Origin of the sequence: Rhizobium leguminosarum (assembly GCF_002953715.1) — a bacterium.
GTDB classification, from domain to species: domain Bacteria; phylum Pseudomonadota; class Alphaproteobacteria; order Rhizobiales; family Rhizobiaceae; genus Rhizobium; species Rhizobium leguminosarum_V.
Window position 1 is genome coordinate 3,088,607 of sequence record NZ_CP025012.1, and the last position, 15,928, is coordinate 3,104,534.

Here is a 15,928-nt window from a genome sequence, read left to right on the forward strand (position 1 = left end):
CCGAACCTTGAGTTTAGTCGATGCTCAGCCTGTATCCGATGCCGCGCACGGTCTGCAGCCAGACGGGATTGGCGGGATCATCCTCGATCTTACGCCGCAGCCGGTTGATCTGCACGTCGATCGTCCGCTCGCCGACTTCGGTATCGTTGCCAATCAGTTCATGGCGGGGGATCGTGTCGCCGGCGCGCCGTGCAAAGAGCAACATGATCTCCTGCTCGCGGTCGGTGAGCCGGATCACCTCGCTGGCTTTCTTCAGCTCCTTGCGGGTCAGCGAGAAGGTGTAAGGGCCGAACATCACTTGTTCGATCTTCGGTCCCTCGCCACCGGCGTTGCGGCGCAGGATGTTGTTGATGCGCAACACCAGTTCGCGCGGGTCGAAGGGCTTGGAAAGATAGTCGTCGGCACCCGCCTCGAGGCCTTCGATGCGGTTGCCCGATTCTGCCAGCGCCGTCAGCATGATGATCGGGACGTTCTTGATGGCGCGAAGCCCGCGGGTGACGTCGATGCCGGATTCGCCCGGCATCATCACATCCATGATGATCAGGTCGAAATCGAGACCCGCAAGCTTGCGCTGCGCTTCGGCGCCATCGGCGGCGACGGTAACGCGGAAGCCGTTCTCGGCGAGATAACGATTGAGCAGCGCGCGGATGCGGGAGTCGTCATCGACCACCAGCAAATGCGCCGCATCGTCGGAAATACCTGTCTTGACCGCCATTCAATCCGCCTTCTGTCTGTCCCGCATGCCGCTGAGGAAAGCTTTTACGCCCTCCCGCACCTCCGCAGAAGCCCCTTCGAATGCCCGCTCAATGCGGCGCGATTGCGGCTCGGCAAGGGCAAGCGCCAGCTCTCGTCCCGATTTCGTCGGATAAAGCTTGCGCTGCCGCCGGTCCTCGGGACCTGCCACCTGGCGAATATAGCCTGAATCGATCAGCTGTTTCAGCACCCTTGCGAGGCTCTGCTTGGTGATCTTCAAGGTATCGAGAAGATCGGCCACCGTCATGCCGGGATTGCGGTTGACGAAATGCACTACGCGATGGTGCGCCCGGCCGAAGCCGCTCTTTTCGAGGATGGCATCCGGATCGGAAACGAAGTCGCGATAGGCGAAGAAGAACAGCTCGATGATCTCGAAATCGATGATATCAGTATCTTCCATCGGCGTGGCCAACGGCTCTGGCCTGCTTACTTTCGGGCCGGTCTGTCGTGACACTCGGCATTCCTTTCTCTTTCCGCGCGCTGCGTGAAACTTTCGCGAAGATATGTCAGCTTTATTGACATAAATTTGGCGTCAGCTTCCGCGAACTCTGCGGGAGGCCCGCACGGTCTCCTCATTTCCCTGGCACTTACCTGGAAACTAAGGCCCGTCCGGCACTCCGACGTAACACGCGATTTCCCCCTGCGTCTGTGGATAAGACGTAATAGGGACAACAATCAACAGGCATAGCGCATGAAGCGCCGGAGGAGTTAAGGATGGTTTCAGTTCCTTTCGACCAGTTGGACGGCGGATATGGTTCAACGGCGAGTTCGTCGCCTGAAAGACGCCAAGATCCACGTGCTGACCCACGGCCTGCATTATGCCAGCGCCGTCTTCGAAGGCGAGCGCGCCGATGGCGGCCGGGTGTTCAAGCTCACCGAAGATACCGGTGTCTGCACAGATCCGCTGAGATCCTCGGTTTCAAAGTGCCCTACTCCATCGACGCACTCGACGCGGCGACCGTCGACCTCCTGAAGCGCCAAAGGTTCCAGGATGCCTATATCAGGCCGATTGCCTGGCGCGGCAGTAAGATGATGGGTGTTTCGGCACGGGCCAACCGCATATGGGGCAGCCATTTCAACCCGACCGAAAAGCTGAAGGGCATCCGCCTCGATATCGCCGAATATCGCCGCCCCGATCCGAAGACGGCGCAGTGCGCCTCTAAGGCTGCCGGTCTCGACATGATCTGCACCATTTCCAAGCACGCCGCCGAAGCCTAGGGCTACGCCGATGCGATGATGCTTGATCATCGCGGCCAGGTCGCCGAAGCGACCGGCGCTAACATCTTCTTCATCAAGGACGGCGTCATTCGCACGCCAACCCCGGATTGCTTCCTGAACGGCATCACAGACTGTCATGGAACTCGCCAAACGCCGCAGCATCCAGGTGATCGAACGCGCGATCCTGCCGGAGAGCTTCCCGGCTCCAGCGAGTGCTTCCTCACCGGCTCGGCTGCGGAAGTGACCCAGTTTCCGAAATCGCCCGTACCGCTTCACGCCGTCGACGATCTCCGAAATGCTGATGAACGACTACATGAAAGAAGTCTATTCGGCGGCGATCGCCGCCGAATAAGACCCTGACACAATCGGTCCGACCGGATAAAAGCCTGCCGGGCCTTTTACCTATGCGCCCGTGCCATGACCAGTCCGGCGAGCGTCGAGAGAATGCCGCCGCCGATCAGGCCGCCGATGCCGTCGGCGATCAGGCCGGTCATGGCCGCTTCCCCACCGACCATGCTGAGTAGCATACCGCCGGCAACGCCGCCGATCGCACCTGCGATCGTACGGGCGACGACGTTGATCGCCTGCTGCTTCAAAGCGGCGCTCGCGGCGTTGCCGCCGATTGCACCGGCAATCAATTGTGTGATGAGCGGAAGTAGGGCTTCCATGATTTCCTCCTCTGGCGATCTCCCCGATCGCCCAGCTACGCCGATCTTTGGCGTATTAGCATTTTATCATATTTCGGAGGAAAGCGTTAAGAAAAATCAACCGATGCGGGATTAAGGCAGGGAGAAGCGTGCCGGAACGAGGCGGTCCGACGTCCGCCTCGCCTCAGTTTCTGTCGATCACGTCATTGATAGACGTAGACGATCCGGCGCGTACCGGGATCGACCAGCACCGGCCGATCGTTGATCCTCGTATAGCGATACTCGTAGTCGGGAATCGTCTGGAAGGTGACGTCCGCAGGCACTTCCGCGCCGACGACGACATCGCCGCCAAGCTGCACCGTCTCGCCCGGATTGGTGTCGATATAGGTGCGCACCGTCTCCGGCGGGGTGATAGTCTCGACCGACCCGACAGGGCCGAGCAACTCATCGCCCGGCGCCGGCTGCGGCTCGGCCGGAACGACACTCGCGGTCGACTCGTATGTCACGCTGGGAACGCCGATCTCGGTGCGGTGCTGCTCGACGATGACAGAGCTGCCGCCGTGATCGACCTGCAGATAATCGGCATAGACCCAGCCGCGCATGCCGTTGACGTCGACTCGGCACCAGCGGCTGCCTTCGATGCAACCGTCGAGGACTGCGGTGGAGCCGCGGGTGGCAAGACCGACCGAGGGATATTGCGGGCCGGGGCCAGCACGGACGTTGAGATCGTTGACCGTCGTCGCCATCATCTCCGCCTGCGCAAGACCGGCGCTAGCCATCAGCACCGCGCCTGCCAGCAGAATGTTTCTCTTCAAGGTCATGTGAGCGTCTCCTTGGTTTCGATGGGCTGACAACGCACGGGGTTCCACGATGTTCCCCTGTGCTCCGCCGAGCGAAACGCTACTTGCGGGGTATTTCATGCAAATGTTTGGAAGAATTGAGAAAAGCTCCATTTTCTCGCCCTGCGACGATGGCGAAGAGGGCATAAATTCTTGTTGCAGTCCGTCTTTTTACCGTGAGGCACACCGCCAATGTCACAAGATTCCGGCTGTCCTTGCCGCGGTTTCGGACTATACCCGAAGCAGCAGAGACACCAAGCGAGGCACTTATGGGCATGCTCCAGGCCGGCATCATTCCGGTGACACCCTTCCAGCAAAACTGCACGATCTTCTTCGATCCCGATACCAAGGAAGGCGTCGTCGTCGATCCCGGCGGCGACGTGCCGCTCATCCTGCAGGCGATCGCCCAGAACGGCCTGACCATCAAGGAAATCTGGCTGACACACGGCCATCTCGACCATGCCGGCGGCGCCAGTGAATTGAAGGAAGCTCTCGGCATCGACGTGGTTGGCCCGAATCAGGACGACCTGCCGCTGCTGCAGCGGATCGAGACCCAGGCCGCGAAATACGGCATATCAGGATTGCGTAACGTCGTGCCCGACCGCTGGCTGAATGACGGCGACAAGATTTCTTTCGGCGCCCACGAATTCGAGGTCTATCACACGCCCGGCCATGCCCCCGGCCACGTCATCTATTTCAACCGTGTGCAGAATTTCGCCCATCTCGGCGATGTCCTCTTCAACGGATCGATCGGCCGCACCGACCTGCCGGGCGGCGATCATCAGCAACTTCTCGATTCGATCCGCGACAAGGTATTGCCGCTTGGCGACGACGTCGGCTTCATCTGCGGCCACGGCCCCGGCAGCCGCATCGGCGACGAGCGGCGCAGCAATCCATTTCTGCAGGAGATCAGGTCTCGTGGAGGATCCGATGCCGGCACATCAGGCGAAGCCCCGAACAACTAATGCATGTCGCCCAAAAGTGCACAGCGGTTCGCGTCGCATGAATCCGATTCGACCCGACGCGCTTTAAGTGTGAGCTTGAGCTCACATCATCTTTCGGCCGTTCGGGACCGGCTGTTCGACGGCAGCAAGCACGATCGCGCCGTTCTCGTCCTCGAATCCCAGCGTCAGCACTTCAGAGCGGAATGGTCCGATCTGGCGCGGCGGGAAGTTGACGACGCCGAGCACCTGCCGGCCCAGCAGGCTTTCCGGCGTATAATGCACGGTGATCTGCGCTGAGGATTTTCTGGTACCGATGTCAGGGCCGAAATCGATCACCAGCTTGATCGCCGGCTTGCGCGCCTCCGGAAAGGGACTGACCTCGATGATCGTGCCGACGCGAATGTCGACACGCTCGAAATCGGCGTAGGTGGTCTCTTCGGCCATATGGTCTCCGTCAGCCGGCCAGTTCCTCGGCCCGCTTGCGCGCCGCCGCGAGTGCTGCGTCGAACAAGGGCTGCATGCCGTCTTCGGCCATCAGCACGGCGAGCGCCGCCGCCGTCGTGCCACCGGGAGACGTTACATTCTCCCGCAGCCGCGAAGCGTCGTCGGGGGACTGGTGCATGAGTTCACCAGCCCCCGCGACTGTTTCCCGCGCAAGACGCATGGCGAGGTCCGCCTGCAGGCCGAGTTTACGGCCTGCCTCCGCCATACATTCGACGAGATAGAATACATAAGCCGGACCGCTGCCCGAAAGCGCCGTCACGGCATCAATATCGGCTTCCGCCGGCACCCATTCGACAGGGCCCGAGACGCGTAGAAGGGAATGCACGTGTTCGCGCTGCGGATCGCTGACCCCTGAATTGGCAAAGGCGCCGGTGACGCCACGCCCGACCATAGCCGGCGTGTTCGGCATGGCTCGCACCATGGCGGCCTTGCCGAGATGTCTCTCGAGGAAACCGAGCGTCTTGCCGGCTGCGACAGAGACGACGACCGTGTCCGGCCCGACGGCACTCTTCACCGCCGGCAGCACTGTCTCCATCACCTGCGGCTTGACCGCCAGGAACAGCACACCTGCCTTCAAATCCGTGGGAAGCGCGGTCAGATGGGTCGCGCCGGCCTCGCTAATCGTCGCCAGCATCGCCGGCGACGGACCGGGATCGACGACGATGACGGCCGAGCCCGGAACGCCACTCTTCAGCCAGCCGGAGAGCATCGCCCCGCCCATATTTCCGGCGCCGATCAGAACGACGGGATGTGTCGAGGAGAAAGCCTTCGTCGGCATCTCAAGCCTCGCCGACCGTTTCGAACAGCACGGCTTCCATCGCCTTCGTCGCTTCCATGCCGGACCAGACGACGAACTGGAATGCCTGGAAATAGGCCTCGCAGGTGTCGAGCGCACTGGAAAGCAGCACCTCAACCTGGCGATTGGTAGGCTCCGCACCGCCGGCAAGCAGCAGCGATTGGCGGAAAATGACGACATCTTCCTGGCGCCACAGGTCGAAATGACCCATCAGCACCTGTCCGTTGATCGCCGAGAGCAGCTTGACCACCTCGTTGACCCTGATGTCGGGAACTTTGATATCAAAGGCGCAGCCAAGATGCAGCGCCTCGAATTCCTCCATCCAGGAGAAGGAGACGTGGTAGTCCGTCCAGCGCCCCTCGACCGTCATCGCGATCTCGTCCTCGCCAGACCGTTCGAACGACCAGTCGTTGTTGGAGGCAACGTACTCGATCATGTCGACCGGGTTCGACTGACGCTCGACTTCCAATTCCATCAGGTTCATGCAGCACCTTCTTAACCGGAACGAATGCGACCTAACTTGGTGTACGAACACAAGAAAGACACACGCAAATACCGGAAACCACCACTCGGATGATCGTTGAACCGCTGCCAGACTTAACGCAGATAACCTGCCCGGAGCTTACCAAGTCGCTTCGAATCATCATTTAAAATCAGTGTATAGCGCCCCTTGCCCCCTGCCAGCCCCCCGAACGGAAAATAGGACCGGCCACTGTGGAAAGGCTCTTCGAAATTCAATTCAGAAGGGAGAATAAGCGACTCTGCGAATTGGCTTTTTTGGCAGTGTCCACAGGTGGAAAACTCACCTGGTTTTTTTACGGAAGATGCGGCGTGTGGCATGAAGGCAACGCCGCATCTGTGTCGTACCGGGACTTAAACGCCCTCGCCGGCAAGCTTTGCCTCGAGTGCTGCGATGCGGGCGGCAAGCGCCTCGTTCTCGTCGCGTGCCTTGATCGCCATCTCGCGCACGGCCTCGAACTCCTCGCGCTTGACGATGTCCATGCTGTTCAGCCAACGCTCGGCCTGAGCGTTGAAGGCGGTTTCGATCTCCTTGCGGACGCCCTGGGCGGCACCGGCCGCATCGGTCATCAGCTTGGCGAATTCGTCCATGATGCGGTTCGTTCCGGTCGTCATGGCGTTTTTCTCCCTTCGCATGAGGTGAATTCAGCCCTTCGGGGCCTCAAGAGTTGAGGTAGGGCTTCACCATCGACGATGCAAGCGCTTTGCACGGGATAAGCTTGCCGGAACCGGCCGGGAACGCGCCATCACGAACAATGGACTTGACCGTCCGGGATCGCAGCGGCATGTTCCGCGCAACTCAACAGGTGGGAAAACCTTGCCGATAGCAGCCGATCTCCTTGCCATCATGCCTTTCCCGGATATCGATCCGATCGCCTTTTCGATCGGTCCGCTGGCGATTCACTGGTACGGTCTCGCTTACGTCGCCGGCATCCTGCTCGGCTGGGCCTATGCACGCCGCCTCGCCGCCAACGAAAGTCTCTGGCCCGGCAATGTCTCGCCGATATCAAGGACGCAGCTCGACGATTTCATCGTCTGGGCAGCGCTTGGCGTCGTCCTCGGCGGCCGTCTCGGCTATATTTTCTTCTATGATCTCCCCGCCGTCCTGCGCAGTCCCGTCCGTGCGCTGGAGATCTGGAACGGCGGCATGTCCTTCCATGGCGGCCTGACCGGCACGACGATCGCCATGATCCTCTTTGCTCGCCGCAACGCCATACCGATCTGGAGCCTGTTCGACATCGTCGCCACCGTCGTTCCCTTCGGCCTGTTTTTCGGCCGCATCGCCAATTTCATCAATGGCGAGCTGTGGGGCCGGTTGACCGACGTGCCCTGGGCCGTGGTCTTCCCGACCGGCGGCCCCTTCGCCCGCCATCCGAGCCAGCTTTACGAAGCCGGCCTCGAAGGCATCGTGCTGCTCCTGGTGCTGGCCGCCCTGGTCTACGGCATGCGCGCGCTGAAGAGCCCCGGCTTCATTACAGGCGTCTTCGTTTGCGGTTATGCGCTGTCGCGCATCTTCGTCGAATTCTTCCGCGAGCCTGATGCCCAGCTCGGTTACCTCCTCGGCACGAACTGGCTGACCATGGGCATGGTGCTCTCCTCCCCGATGATCCTACTCGGCCTCTGGGCGATGCTGCGGGCCCGCCGCCAGGCTGCGCTGCAGCTCTGAAAACGGCAGGACGCGCGACATGACCACCGCTCTAGGCGAAAAGATCAAGGCGATCATCCAGGCCAACGGCCCGATCAGCGTCACCGATTATTTCTCGCTCTGCCTCGCAGACCCCGAACACGGCTATTACCGCACCCGCGAGCCCTTCGGGCGTTCCGGTGATTTCGTCACCGCGCCCGAGGTCAGCCAGATCTTCGGCGAGATGATCGGCGTCTTCATCGTCCATGCTTGGCAGCGCCACGGCACACCGACGGACGTCCGCCTCGTCGAGATCGGCCCCGGCCGCGGCACCATGATGGCCGACATGCTGCGCGTCATCTCCCGCATCGCTCCACCGCTTTTCGACGCCATGACCGTGCATCTCGTCGAAACCAGCGAGCGCCTGCGCGACGTCCAGAGCCAGACGCTCGAACCCCACGGCGAGAAAATCACCTGGCACGATGGCTTCGACGAAGTACCGCCCGGCTTCACGCTGATTGCCGCCAACGAACTCTTCGACGCCATCCCGATACGCCAGTTCGTCCGCATGCCGACGGGCTTCCGCGAGCGCATGGTCGGCATTGACGTCGATGGCGAGCTGACCTTCGCCGCCGGCGTCGCCGGCCTCGATCCCTCCTTGCTGCCCGAACCGGTGCAAAACCTGCCGGTCGGCACGCTCTTCGAGATCTCGCCTGCCCGCCAGGCAGTGATGATGGCGATCTGCGAGCGGCTGCGCGCCTTTGGCGGCACGGCGCTTACGATCGACTACGGCCATCTCGTCACCGGCTTCGGCGATACGCTGCAGGCCGTGCGCATGCATGAATTCGACCCGCCGCTCGCCCATCCAGGTGAAGCCGATCTGACGAGCCATGTCGACTTCCAGCAGCTCGCCGAAACGGCGCTTGCGGCCGGCCTCCATCTGAACGGCGCCCTGCACCAAGGTGATTTTCTGACCGGCCTCGGCATCCTCGAGCGCGCAACCGCTCTCGGCCATGATCGCGAGCCGCACACCCAGCAGGTCATTCAGGCGGCGGTCGAAAGGCTTGCCGGCGCCGGTGAAGGCCGGATGGGCGAACTCTTCAAGGTGATGGCGGTGTCCTATCCCGCCATCGATCTCATGCCCTTTCGTCCGGTGGATTGACAGGGCGCACGCGGCTGGTTCAACATCCGCCCGAAACAAGAACTTGAAGCGCGCCGCATATGCGATGCGCTTGGGATAATAACAAACCCCTCGAAAACCCCGGAATCACAGATGCAGGACGCGGCCTCTCCCGCACCGATCGAAAGCGCGCTGCTGAACCAGGCGGCGGGCAGCACGATCCGGCACGGTTATTTCACTCGGGCCGGCGGCGTTTCCGAAGGGCTGTATCGCGGCCTCAATGTCGGCCTCAGTTCCAGCGACGAACGCGACAAGGTTCTGGAAAATCGCCGTCGCGTCGCCGCCTGGTTCGGCTTGCCGGTCGAGCGGCTGGCAACCGTGCATCAGGTCCATTCCCCCGATGTCGTGACGATCGGCGCCGACTATGACGGCATCCGCCCCGACGCCGATGCAATGGTGACGGCAGCCCCTGGTATTGTGCTTGGCGTGCTTGCCGCCGATTGCGGACCGATCCTGTTTGCTGACCCGGACAATCGCGTCATCGGCGCCGCCCATGCCGGCTGGAAGGGCGCGTTGACGGGCGTGCTCGAAAATACCGTCGCCGCCATGGAGGCGCTGGGTGCGGACCGCGGCAGCATCGTCGCCTGCCTCGGCCCCTCGATCAGCCAGGCAAGTTATGAGGTCGGTCCCGAATTCGTCGAGCGTTTCGTCGCCGAAAACCCGGGCGACGAGCGCTTTTTCGTGCCTTCCGCAACGCCCGGCCACGCCATGTTCGACCTGCCGGCGCTGACCGTCGACCGGCTGACGAAAGCCGGCGTGCGGGCCGAAAGCCTCGGCCTCTGCACTTATCCGGACAACGAGCGCTTCTTTTCCTACCGCAGGACGACACATCGCAAGGAGCCGGATTACGGCCGCCAGATTTCCGCGATATCAATCAGGGAGACATGAGCAGAATGGCACTGCACTTCGAAAAGGCCGAATTCGCAAGCCGGCTTGCGCGCCTCACCGAGAAGATGAAGGAAGAAAAGCTCGACGCCTTGCTGCTCTTCGCCCAGGAAAGCATGTACTGGCTGACCGGCTACGACACCTTCGGCTACTGCTTCTTCCAGACGCTGGTCGTCAAGAGTGACGGCACCATGGCGCTGATCACCCGCTCGGCCGATCTTCGCCAGGCCAGACATACCTCAATCCTCGAGGACATCCATATCTGGGTCGACCGGGTCAACGCCGACCCGACGCTCGACCTGAAGAACCTGCTGGTCGAGATGGATCTGCTCGGCGCCCGCATCGGTGTCGAATACGATACGCACGGCATGACCGGCCGCGTCGCCCGCCTGCTCGACGCGCAATTGACCACCTTCGGCCAGATCGTCGACGCCTCCTACCTCGTTAGCCGCCTGCGCCTGATCAAGAGCCCGACGGAGGTCGCCTATGTCGAACGCGCCGCCGTTCTCGCCGACGATGCGCTCGATGCTGCGATCCGCCTGACAAAACCCAGCGCCGACGAGGCCGATATCCTCGCCGCCATGCAGGGTGCAATCTTTTCCGGCGGCGGCGACTATCCCGCCAACGAATTTATCATCGGCTCCGGCGCCGACGCGCTGCTCTGCCGCTACAAGGCCGGCCGCCGCAAGCTCGACGCCAGCGACCAGCTGACGCTCGAATGGGCCGGCGCCTATGCGCATTACCATGCCGCCATGATGCGGACGATCGTCATCGGCGAGCCGACGCATCGCCATCGCGAGCTTTACAACGCCTGCCGCGAAACCATCGAGGCGATCGAGACCGTGCTGAAGCCCGGCCAGACCTTCGGCGATGTCTTCGACATGCATGCCAGGATCATCGATGAGCGCGGCCTGGCCCGCCACCGGCTGAATGCCTGCGGTTATTCGCTCGGCGCCCGTTTCTCGCCCTCCTGGATGGAGCATCAGATGTTCCATGTTGGCAATCCGCAGCCGATCGAACCGAACATGTCGCTCTTCGTGCACATGATCATCGCCGATTCCGATACGGGCACGGCGATGACGCTCGGCCAGACTTATCTGACGACAGCGGATGCGCCGCGCGCCTTGTCGCGCCATCCGCTCGATTTCATCGGGCTTTGACCGGTGAGAATCCGGAATTGACAGACGACCGTCCCCACCCGCATAAATTCGGGTGGGGCTGATTGCGATTGTTGGAAGGACGGATCAAGGGATGACGCGAGCTGCGATTGTGCCCACGCTCCTGTTCGTCATGGCTCTGCTGACCGCCTGCAATACTACCGATGCGCTGACACCGCAGGTCGATATCGGCGATTCCTCCGGCCGCGCGTCGTCGAGCCCGGTGACGCAGAGCGAAGCCGAGCGTTTGGCGGGCACCCGCCAGCCGAGTTTCTCGGGAAGCTCGCAGCAGGGCGGCTACCATCCAGCCTATGATCAGTCGCAGCAGGCCTATCGGCCCGGCACCGGCGCGCCGCCGACGACGATGCAGGAGCAGGCAGACGCCCTGTCGAGGAACAGCTCCTCGCCAGCCGCCTCCGCCCCGATCGACGGACAATCGCTGCCACCGCCGGCGGCAAGTGGCAGTCTTCCCGCACAGTCGGCTCAGCCGGCCGAGGCGCAACAGCCGCAGCAGACCGCCGCCCTCCCCTCCAGTTCCTCCTCCGTTCGCGGCAGTACCGTGCGCTTCCTGCCGATCATCGGGGCGCCGGTGCAAGCCGTGACACCGCTCTCGCGCCAGCTCGGCACCGAGGCGCGCGCGCACGGCCTTTCCATCAAGAGCTCGAACGATGCGAGCAGCGATTACATCCTTAAAGGTTATCTCTCCGCCTTCAGCGACGACGGCAAGGTTACCGTGGTCTATGTCTGGGACGTTCTCGACAGCGGCGGCGCCCGCCTGCACCGTATCCAGGGGCAAGAGAGTGTGCCGACGGCCGCGGCCGATCCCTGGGCGGGCGTTCCAGCCTCGGTGATGCAGCAAATCGGCTCAAAAACCATCGCGGAATTCTCCTCCTGGCGGCAGACTCAAGGCGGTTAGTCACAAACTTTTTGCAAATATAGGAGCCTGTGGCGCCTTTGCCCTTGCATTCACGGGGAAGCTGACTAAAAAGCGCGGCTATCAGCGCATAACAGGCGGACCAAAATGAAGGTTTTCGCAGGCAATTCGAACCGGCAACTCGCCGAAGCGATCTGCAACTATCTCAATGTTCCCTTGGGGAAAGCCAGTGTTCGAAGGTTTGCCGATCAGGAAATCTTCGTGGAAATCCAGGAAAATGTGCGCGGTGAGGATGTTTTCCTCGTGCAGCCGACCGCCTTTCCTGCCAACGACCATCTGATGGAACTGCTGATCATGATCGACGCGATGCGTCGTTCGTCAGCCCGCCGCATCACCGCCGTCCTACCCTATTTCGGCTATGCCCGTCAGGATCGCCGAGCCTCCGGCCGCACGCCGATCTCCGCCAAGCTGGTCGCAAACCTCATTACCGAAGCCGGCGCCGACCGCGTCATGACGCTCGATCTCCATGCCGGGCAGATCCAGGGCTTCTTCGATATCCCGACCGACAACCTCTTTGCCATGCCCGTGCTGACCCGCGACATCAAGAGCCACTATGACCTCAGCAACGTCGTGGTCGTCTCGCCCGACGTCGGCGGCGTGGTTCGCGCCCGCGCGCTCGCGAAGCGCCTGGACTGTCTTCTTGCCATCGTCGACAAGCGTCGCGATCGGCCGGGTGAATCCGAAGTCATGAACATCATCGGCGACATTGCCGGCAAGGACTGCCTGTTGATCGACGATATCGTCGATTCCGGCGGCACGCTCTGCAACGCGGCCGACGCGATGCTGTCCAAGGGCGCATCCAGCGTCACCGCCTATATCACCCACGGCGTTCTCTCCGGCGGCGCGGTCACCCGCGTCACCTCCTCGAAGCTGCGCGAACTCGTCATCACGGATTCCATCCAGCCGACCACGGCCGTGCTATCGGCCCACAATATCCGCGTCGTAACGACGGCGCCGCTGATCGGCGAAGCCATCAGCCGAACGGCTCAGGAAGAGTCCGTCTCCAGCCTCTTCGATTAAAAGAGCCGGCGTTCGACCGGCTCTTTCAATGTCTACTTCAGATGGACCAAACTATTACCGGGCATGCTCTCCGAGCCGCGTGAATTGCTGACCGTTGATTGCCGCGGAGACACGTTCGCAAACCGCCGTCCCGATCGTTAGAGCAATTCCAGGAAAAGTGCGAAGCGGTTTTCCGTCCGGAATTGCGTAAAACAAAAGGCTAGAGCGGTCCTGCGCTTCCGTTAAAAGCTGTACTGCTCTAGTCTCGGCGAGGCTTGTGACGCAAGACGCAAAAAAGCCGGCACAAGGCCGGCCTCTCTCATTTCTGATCCCAATTGATAACGCTCAAGGCTGCTGCGGCGGCGCAGGTACCGCGTCCTGACCCTGATCCGGTTCCTGCGCGTCTGGCTCCAGCCCCTGATCTTGATCCTGATCAGGACCATCCGGCCCCTTGATCTGCTGGCCATTGACCGCCACGGAACCATCGCGACTGATGCTGATGTCCCAGCGCGAGCGCCCATCTGCATCGGTCTTGGCAAACCCCTTCACCATCATGATGCCGAAGGAGACCTGGTTGAGGTCGGGATCCGTCTTGGCAAGTTCCTGAACCGCAGCGATCGTCTTGTCGAGATCGCGGGCAAGGATCGTCGCCTCCATCGAATAGTCTTTCTGGGTATCGACCCGTCCCTCGATCTTGCCGGTCATGTCGACGTCGTAGACATCGGACTTGGCGCTGACCTTCGGAAATTCGACGGCGAGCCGGCCATCGCGGAAGAGCTTCTTGCCCATCTCCTCGCCGCTCGTCTCCGGCGCCTTGTCATTCAAATCCATCGCCATGAGCGCGTCGCCGAAGGTTGCGAAATCCAGATTCGGCATGGCGAGCTGCAGATCGAAATTGGTCGGCAGGAAAGGCGAATAGCTTGCCGGCATCAGCGGGCTGTCGAAGCTGATGTCCTGCGCATTGATGCCGAAGCCGAAACGCATAGCGTTGCTCGGCCCGTCCACAGCCAGATTGTAACCGAACGCCTTGACGCCGCCATTGCCCAGCTGGCTGCTGACGGTCAGATTATTGACCCCGATTGTCTCGCTGAACGAGGCAAGAATCGGAAAGGCTTGCTTGAGCATTCCCTTTATCTTGTCGCTGTTCTCTGGGCTTAGTTCCTTCTCCTCGAGATGGTCGAGAATGAAAAGGACGATCTCGCGGATTTGCTTGGCCGGCAGGCCGTTCACCTTGGCATCGAAATCGATCGAGTCGGCACGGATTTCAACGGGCGGCATTTGCAGGCCGGAAACCTGCTCGACGAAAGTCGACATCGAGCCGCTGCCCGCAAAATCGATACGCCCGTTGCCGCCTGCGCTGTCCGTTGAAGTCAGCTTTTGGTCCATCCCTGCAAAGCTGGCATGGACTTCCTCGGTGTCGGACTTGCTGGTGACCTTGATGTCCCTGGCGGCGAAGGTGCCGGAGCGCAGATAGCTGATCGCCGGATCGAAGACGCCGGTGTAGACAAGCGAAGCGATGGAGTAGGAGAAATCCGTCGGCTTCTGGTCGGGACCCTTGAAATGGCCGGAGACGTTGAGCTTGTTGTCACCCTCGATGTTCCAGAGCCCGCTGTCGAGCGGCGTAGCGAACATCGAGAACGGCGTCAGCCCGTTGATCGCAAATGTCGCCGGATCGGCCTTGGCAAGCAGCTTCGCCAGATCGTAAATGATCTCGTAGCGGGAGCCAGCCGGATTGACGGTAAGCATGCCGCTCTTCGCAAGATCCTCGGGAAGCAGCTTCGTCAGATTGTCCTTGACCGCATTGGCGCCATCCTGATTGATCTCGACACCCTGAGCCGTGGTGACAAGGCAAAGTGCCAGCAAGCTCGTTGCCGTGACAAGTTTGAGACGCATAGTCCGATTTCTCCTCAGCCCCTTTTTGAATGCGGCCATCCAAAGATGCGAAGCGCGCCGATGTCAACCTCAGCTGTGGAAGAGAATGGCAATTTTGCCGTTCATACCGCCGCGTATTTCGGGCCGGCGAGAACATCGCCTCCTCCTATGCGGCATTCGGCTTACCGTTGACGATCGACGCGATGCTCGAAGGCGGTTTCGAACCGGAAAACAGCCCGAATCCGCAACTTGCGTTTCCGATCGACTTATAATATAGGCCACCGGTCCGTGTAGACACCCTTGGAGGCAACGCGGATGAGGTCGGGTCATACCGCCTCCGGTTCGTCGGAACAAGGCTTTGGCCCGCCGCCGAACTCTCCAAATAACCTCGAAAGGAATAGCCATGAGCCAGGAAACTTACGAGCTCAAGGCCGAGGCGCGCGAACGGGTTGGTAAGGGGTCCGCCCGTGAACTTCGCCGCAACGGTTTGATTCCCGCTGTCATCTATGGTGACAAGCAGGCCCCCATTGCCATCGCTCTCAACACCAATGAGGTGACGAAGCGCATTCACGCCGGTGGTTTCATGACCACCGTGGCGACGATCGAAGTCGACGGCAAGAAGCACAAGGTTCTGCCGAAGGACTACCAGCTCGATCCGGTCCGTGACTTCACGTTGCATGTCGATTTCCTGCGCGTCTCCGGCAACACCCAGGTGACCGTCGAAATCCCCGTTCACTTCATCAACGAAGAGAAGTCCCCGGGCCTCAAGGTCGGCGGCGTTCTGAACATCGTTCGCCATGAAGTCGAAGTTCATTGCCCGGCCGATGCGATCCCTGAATTCTTCAACGTTGACCTCAACGGCAAGAAGATCGGCGACAGCATCCATATTTCGGAAGTCACCCTGCCGAAGGGCGTCACTCCGGTCATCGACCGCGACTTCACGATCGCGACCATCATTGCCCCGGCTGGCGGCATTGACGAGACTGCCGCGGAAGGCGACGCCGAAGCCTGATCGCTTCGACGAATTTGTAAAGCATATGGCCCGCTTTCCCCTGGA

General features: G+C 61.2%; 20 protein-coding genes. 11 read left to right on the forward strand and 9 right to left on the reverse strand.

Annotation, left to right across the window (positions count from 1 at the left end; translation table 11 throughout):
• Positions 1-13: 13 nt before the first annotated feature.
• The gene (locus CUJ84_RS15605) at positions 14-715 is read right to left on the reverse strand and encodes a response regulator (RefSeq protein WP_003581129.1); all 702 of its coding nucleotides are present in this window, start codon (positions 713-715) and stop codon (positions 14-16) included.
• Entirely contained in the window at positions 716-1,207 is a 492-nt protein-coding gene (locus CUJ84_RS15610) for a MarR family winged helix-turn-helix transcriptional regulator (RefSeq protein WP_027683597.1), read from the reverse strand.
• A 297-nt stretch (positions 1,208-1,504) separates the two neighbouring features.
• Between CUJ84_RS15610 and CUJ84_RS37975 the strand changes: the two genes are divergently transcribed.
• The 3 genes from CUJ84_RS37975 to CUJ84_RS15620 are packed head-to-tail and all read left to right on the forward strand — an operon-like array spanning position 1,505 to position 2,331.
• Positions 1,505-1,726 (forward strand): hypothetical protein, encoded by a 222-nt coding sequence (locus tag CUJ84_RS37975; protein ID WP_158686937.1) that lies wholly within the window; start codon positions 1,505-1,507, stop codon positions 1,724-1,726.
• The gene (locus CUJ84_RS15615; protein ID WP_105006880.1) at positions 1,678-1,971 is read left to right on the forward strand and encodes a hypothetical protein; all 294 of its coding nucleotides are present in this window, start codon (positions 1,678-1,680) and stop codon (positions 1,969-1,971) included. Before CUJ84_RS37975 ends, CUJ84_RS15615 begins: the two co-directional genes overlap by 49 nt.
• An 18-nt stretch (positions 1,972-1,989) precedes the next feature.
• Positions 1,990-2,331: an aminotransferase class IV gene (locus CUJ84_RS15620; RefSeq protein WP_210208129.1), complete on the forward strand. Its 342-nt coding sequence runs from the start codon at positions 1,990-1,992 to the stop codon at positions 2,329-2,331.
• Positions 2,332-2,369: 38 nt separating this feature from the next.
• On the opposite strand, the gene CUJ84_RS15625 is transcribed toward CUJ84_RS15620, so the two are convergent.
• Positions 2,370-2,639 (reverse strand): hypothetical protein, encoded by a 270-nt coding sequence (locus CUJ84_RS15625; protein WP_003541697.1) that lies wholly within the window; start codon positions 2,637-2,639, stop codon positions 2,370-2,372.
• Between the two features lie 182 nt (positions 2,640-2,821).
• Positions 2,822-3,439, reverse strand: a complete 618-nt coding sequence (locus tag CUJ84_RS15630) for a DUF1236 domain-containing protein (protein WP_026188479.1) — start codon at positions 3,437-3,439, stop codon at positions 2,822-2,824.
• Between the two features lie 287 nt (positions 3,440-3,726).
• Here CUJ84_RS15630 and CUJ84_RS15635 point away from each other — a divergent pair, with 287 nt between their 5' ends.
• Positions 3,727-4,422, forward strand: a complete 696-nt coding sequence (locus tag CUJ84_RS15635; protein WP_105006882.1) for an MBL fold metallo-hydrolase — start codon at positions 3,727-3,729, stop codon at positions 4,420-4,422.
• Between the two features lie 81 nt (positions 4,423-4,503).
• Here the strand turns inward: CUJ84_RS15635 and CUJ84_RS15640 are convergent, their stop codons facing one another.
• The 4 genes from CUJ84_RS15640 to CUJ84_RS15655 all read right to left on the reverse strand — a co-directional run bounded on the left by CUJ84_RS15640 (position 4,504) and on the right by CUJ84_RS15655 (position 6,835).
• Complete coding sequence (locus CUJ84_RS15640; protein WP_105006883.1) at positions 4,504-4,845, reverse strand: tRNA-binding protein; 342 nt, start codon at positions 4,843-4,845, stop codon at positions 4,504-4,506.
• Between the two features lie 10 nt (positions 4,846-4,855).
• Complete coding sequence (gene proC / locus CUJ84_RS15645) at positions 4,856-5,683, reverse strand: pyrroline-5-carboxylate reductase (protein ID WP_105006884.1); 828 nt, start codon at positions 5,681-5,683, stop codon at positions 4,856-4,858.
• A 1-nt stretch (position 5,684) separates the two neighbouring features.
• On the reverse strand, positions 5,685-6,185 hold the full coding sequence (locus tag CUJ84_RS15650; protein WP_003541709.1) for a YbjN domain-containing protein: 501 nt from the start codon (positions 6,183-6,185) through the stop codon (positions 5,685-5,687).
• A 389-nt stretch (positions 6,186-6,574) separates the two neighbouring features.
• Positions 6,575-6,835: an accessory factor UbiK family protein gene (locus CUJ84_RS15655; RefSeq protein WP_105006885.1), complete on the reverse strand. Its 261-nt coding sequence runs from the start codon at positions 6,833-6,835 to the stop codon at positions 6,575-6,577.
• A 202-nt stretch (positions 6,836-7,037) separates the two neighbouring features.
• Between CUJ84_RS15655 and lgt the strand changes: the two genes are divergently transcribed.
• From lgt to CUJ84_RS15685, 6 genes are all read left to right on the forward strand, one after another.
• Complete coding sequence (gene lgt, locus CUJ84_RS15660) at positions 7,038-7,886, forward strand: prolipoprotein diacylglyceryl transferase (RefSeq protein WP_105006886.1); 849 nt, start codon at positions 7,038-7,040, stop codon at positions 7,884-7,886.
• Positions 7,887-7,905: 19 nt separating this feature from the next.
• Positions 7,906-9,006: a class I SAM-dependent methyltransferase gene (locus CUJ84_RS15665; protein ID WP_105006887.1), complete on the forward strand. Its 1,101-nt coding sequence runs from the start codon at positions 7,906-7,908 to the stop codon at positions 9,004-9,006.
• A 111-nt stretch (positions 9,007-9,117) separates the two neighbouring features.
• The gene (gene pgeF / locus CUJ84_RS15670) at positions 9,118-9,912 is read left to right on the forward strand and encodes a peptidoglycan editing factor PgeF (RefSeq protein WP_027683589.1); all 795 of its coding nucleotides are present in this window, start codon (positions 9,118-9,120) and stop codon (positions 9,910-9,912) included.
• A gap of 5 nt (positions 9,913-9,917) precedes the next feature.
• On the forward strand, positions 9,918-11,069 hold the full coding sequence (locus CUJ84_RS15675; RefSeq protein WP_105006888.1) for a M24 family metallopeptidase: 1,152 nt from the start codon (positions 9,918-9,920) through the stop codon (positions 11,067-11,069).
• Between the two features lie 91 nt (positions 11,070-11,160).
• Entirely contained in the window at positions 11,161-11,982 is an 822-nt protein-coding gene (locus tag CUJ84_RS15680) for a hypothetical protein (RefSeq protein ID WP_105006889.1), read from the forward strand.
• Between the two features lie 105 nt (positions 11,983-12,087).
• Complete coding sequence (locus tag CUJ84_RS15685; RefSeq protein WP_003561319.1) at positions 12,088-13,020, forward strand: ribose-phosphate pyrophosphokinase; 933 nt, start codon at positions 12,088-12,090, stop codon at positions 13,018-13,020.
• A 324-nt stretch (positions 13,021-13,344) separates the two neighbouring features.
• On the opposite strand, the gene CUJ84_RS15690 is transcribed toward CUJ84_RS15685, so the two are convergent.
• Positions 13,345-14,892 carry a hypothetical protein gene (locus tag CUJ84_RS15690; RefSeq protein WP_105006890.1) on the reverse strand — a complete coding sequence of 516 codons (1,548 nt, stop codon included), beginning with the start codon at positions 14,890-14,892 and terminating at the stop codon, positions 13,345-13,347.
• A 382-nt stretch (positions 14,893-15,274) separates the two neighbouring features.
• On the opposite strand from CUJ84_RS15690, the gene CUJ84_RS15700 reads away from it, so the two are divergent.
• Positions 15,275-15,883, forward strand: a complete 609-nt coding sequence (locus CUJ84_RS15700; protein WP_105006892.1) for a 50S ribosomal protein L25/general stress protein Ctc — start codon at positions 15,275-15,277, stop codon at positions 15,881-15,883.
• Positions 15,884-15,928: the final 45 nt, after the last annotated feature.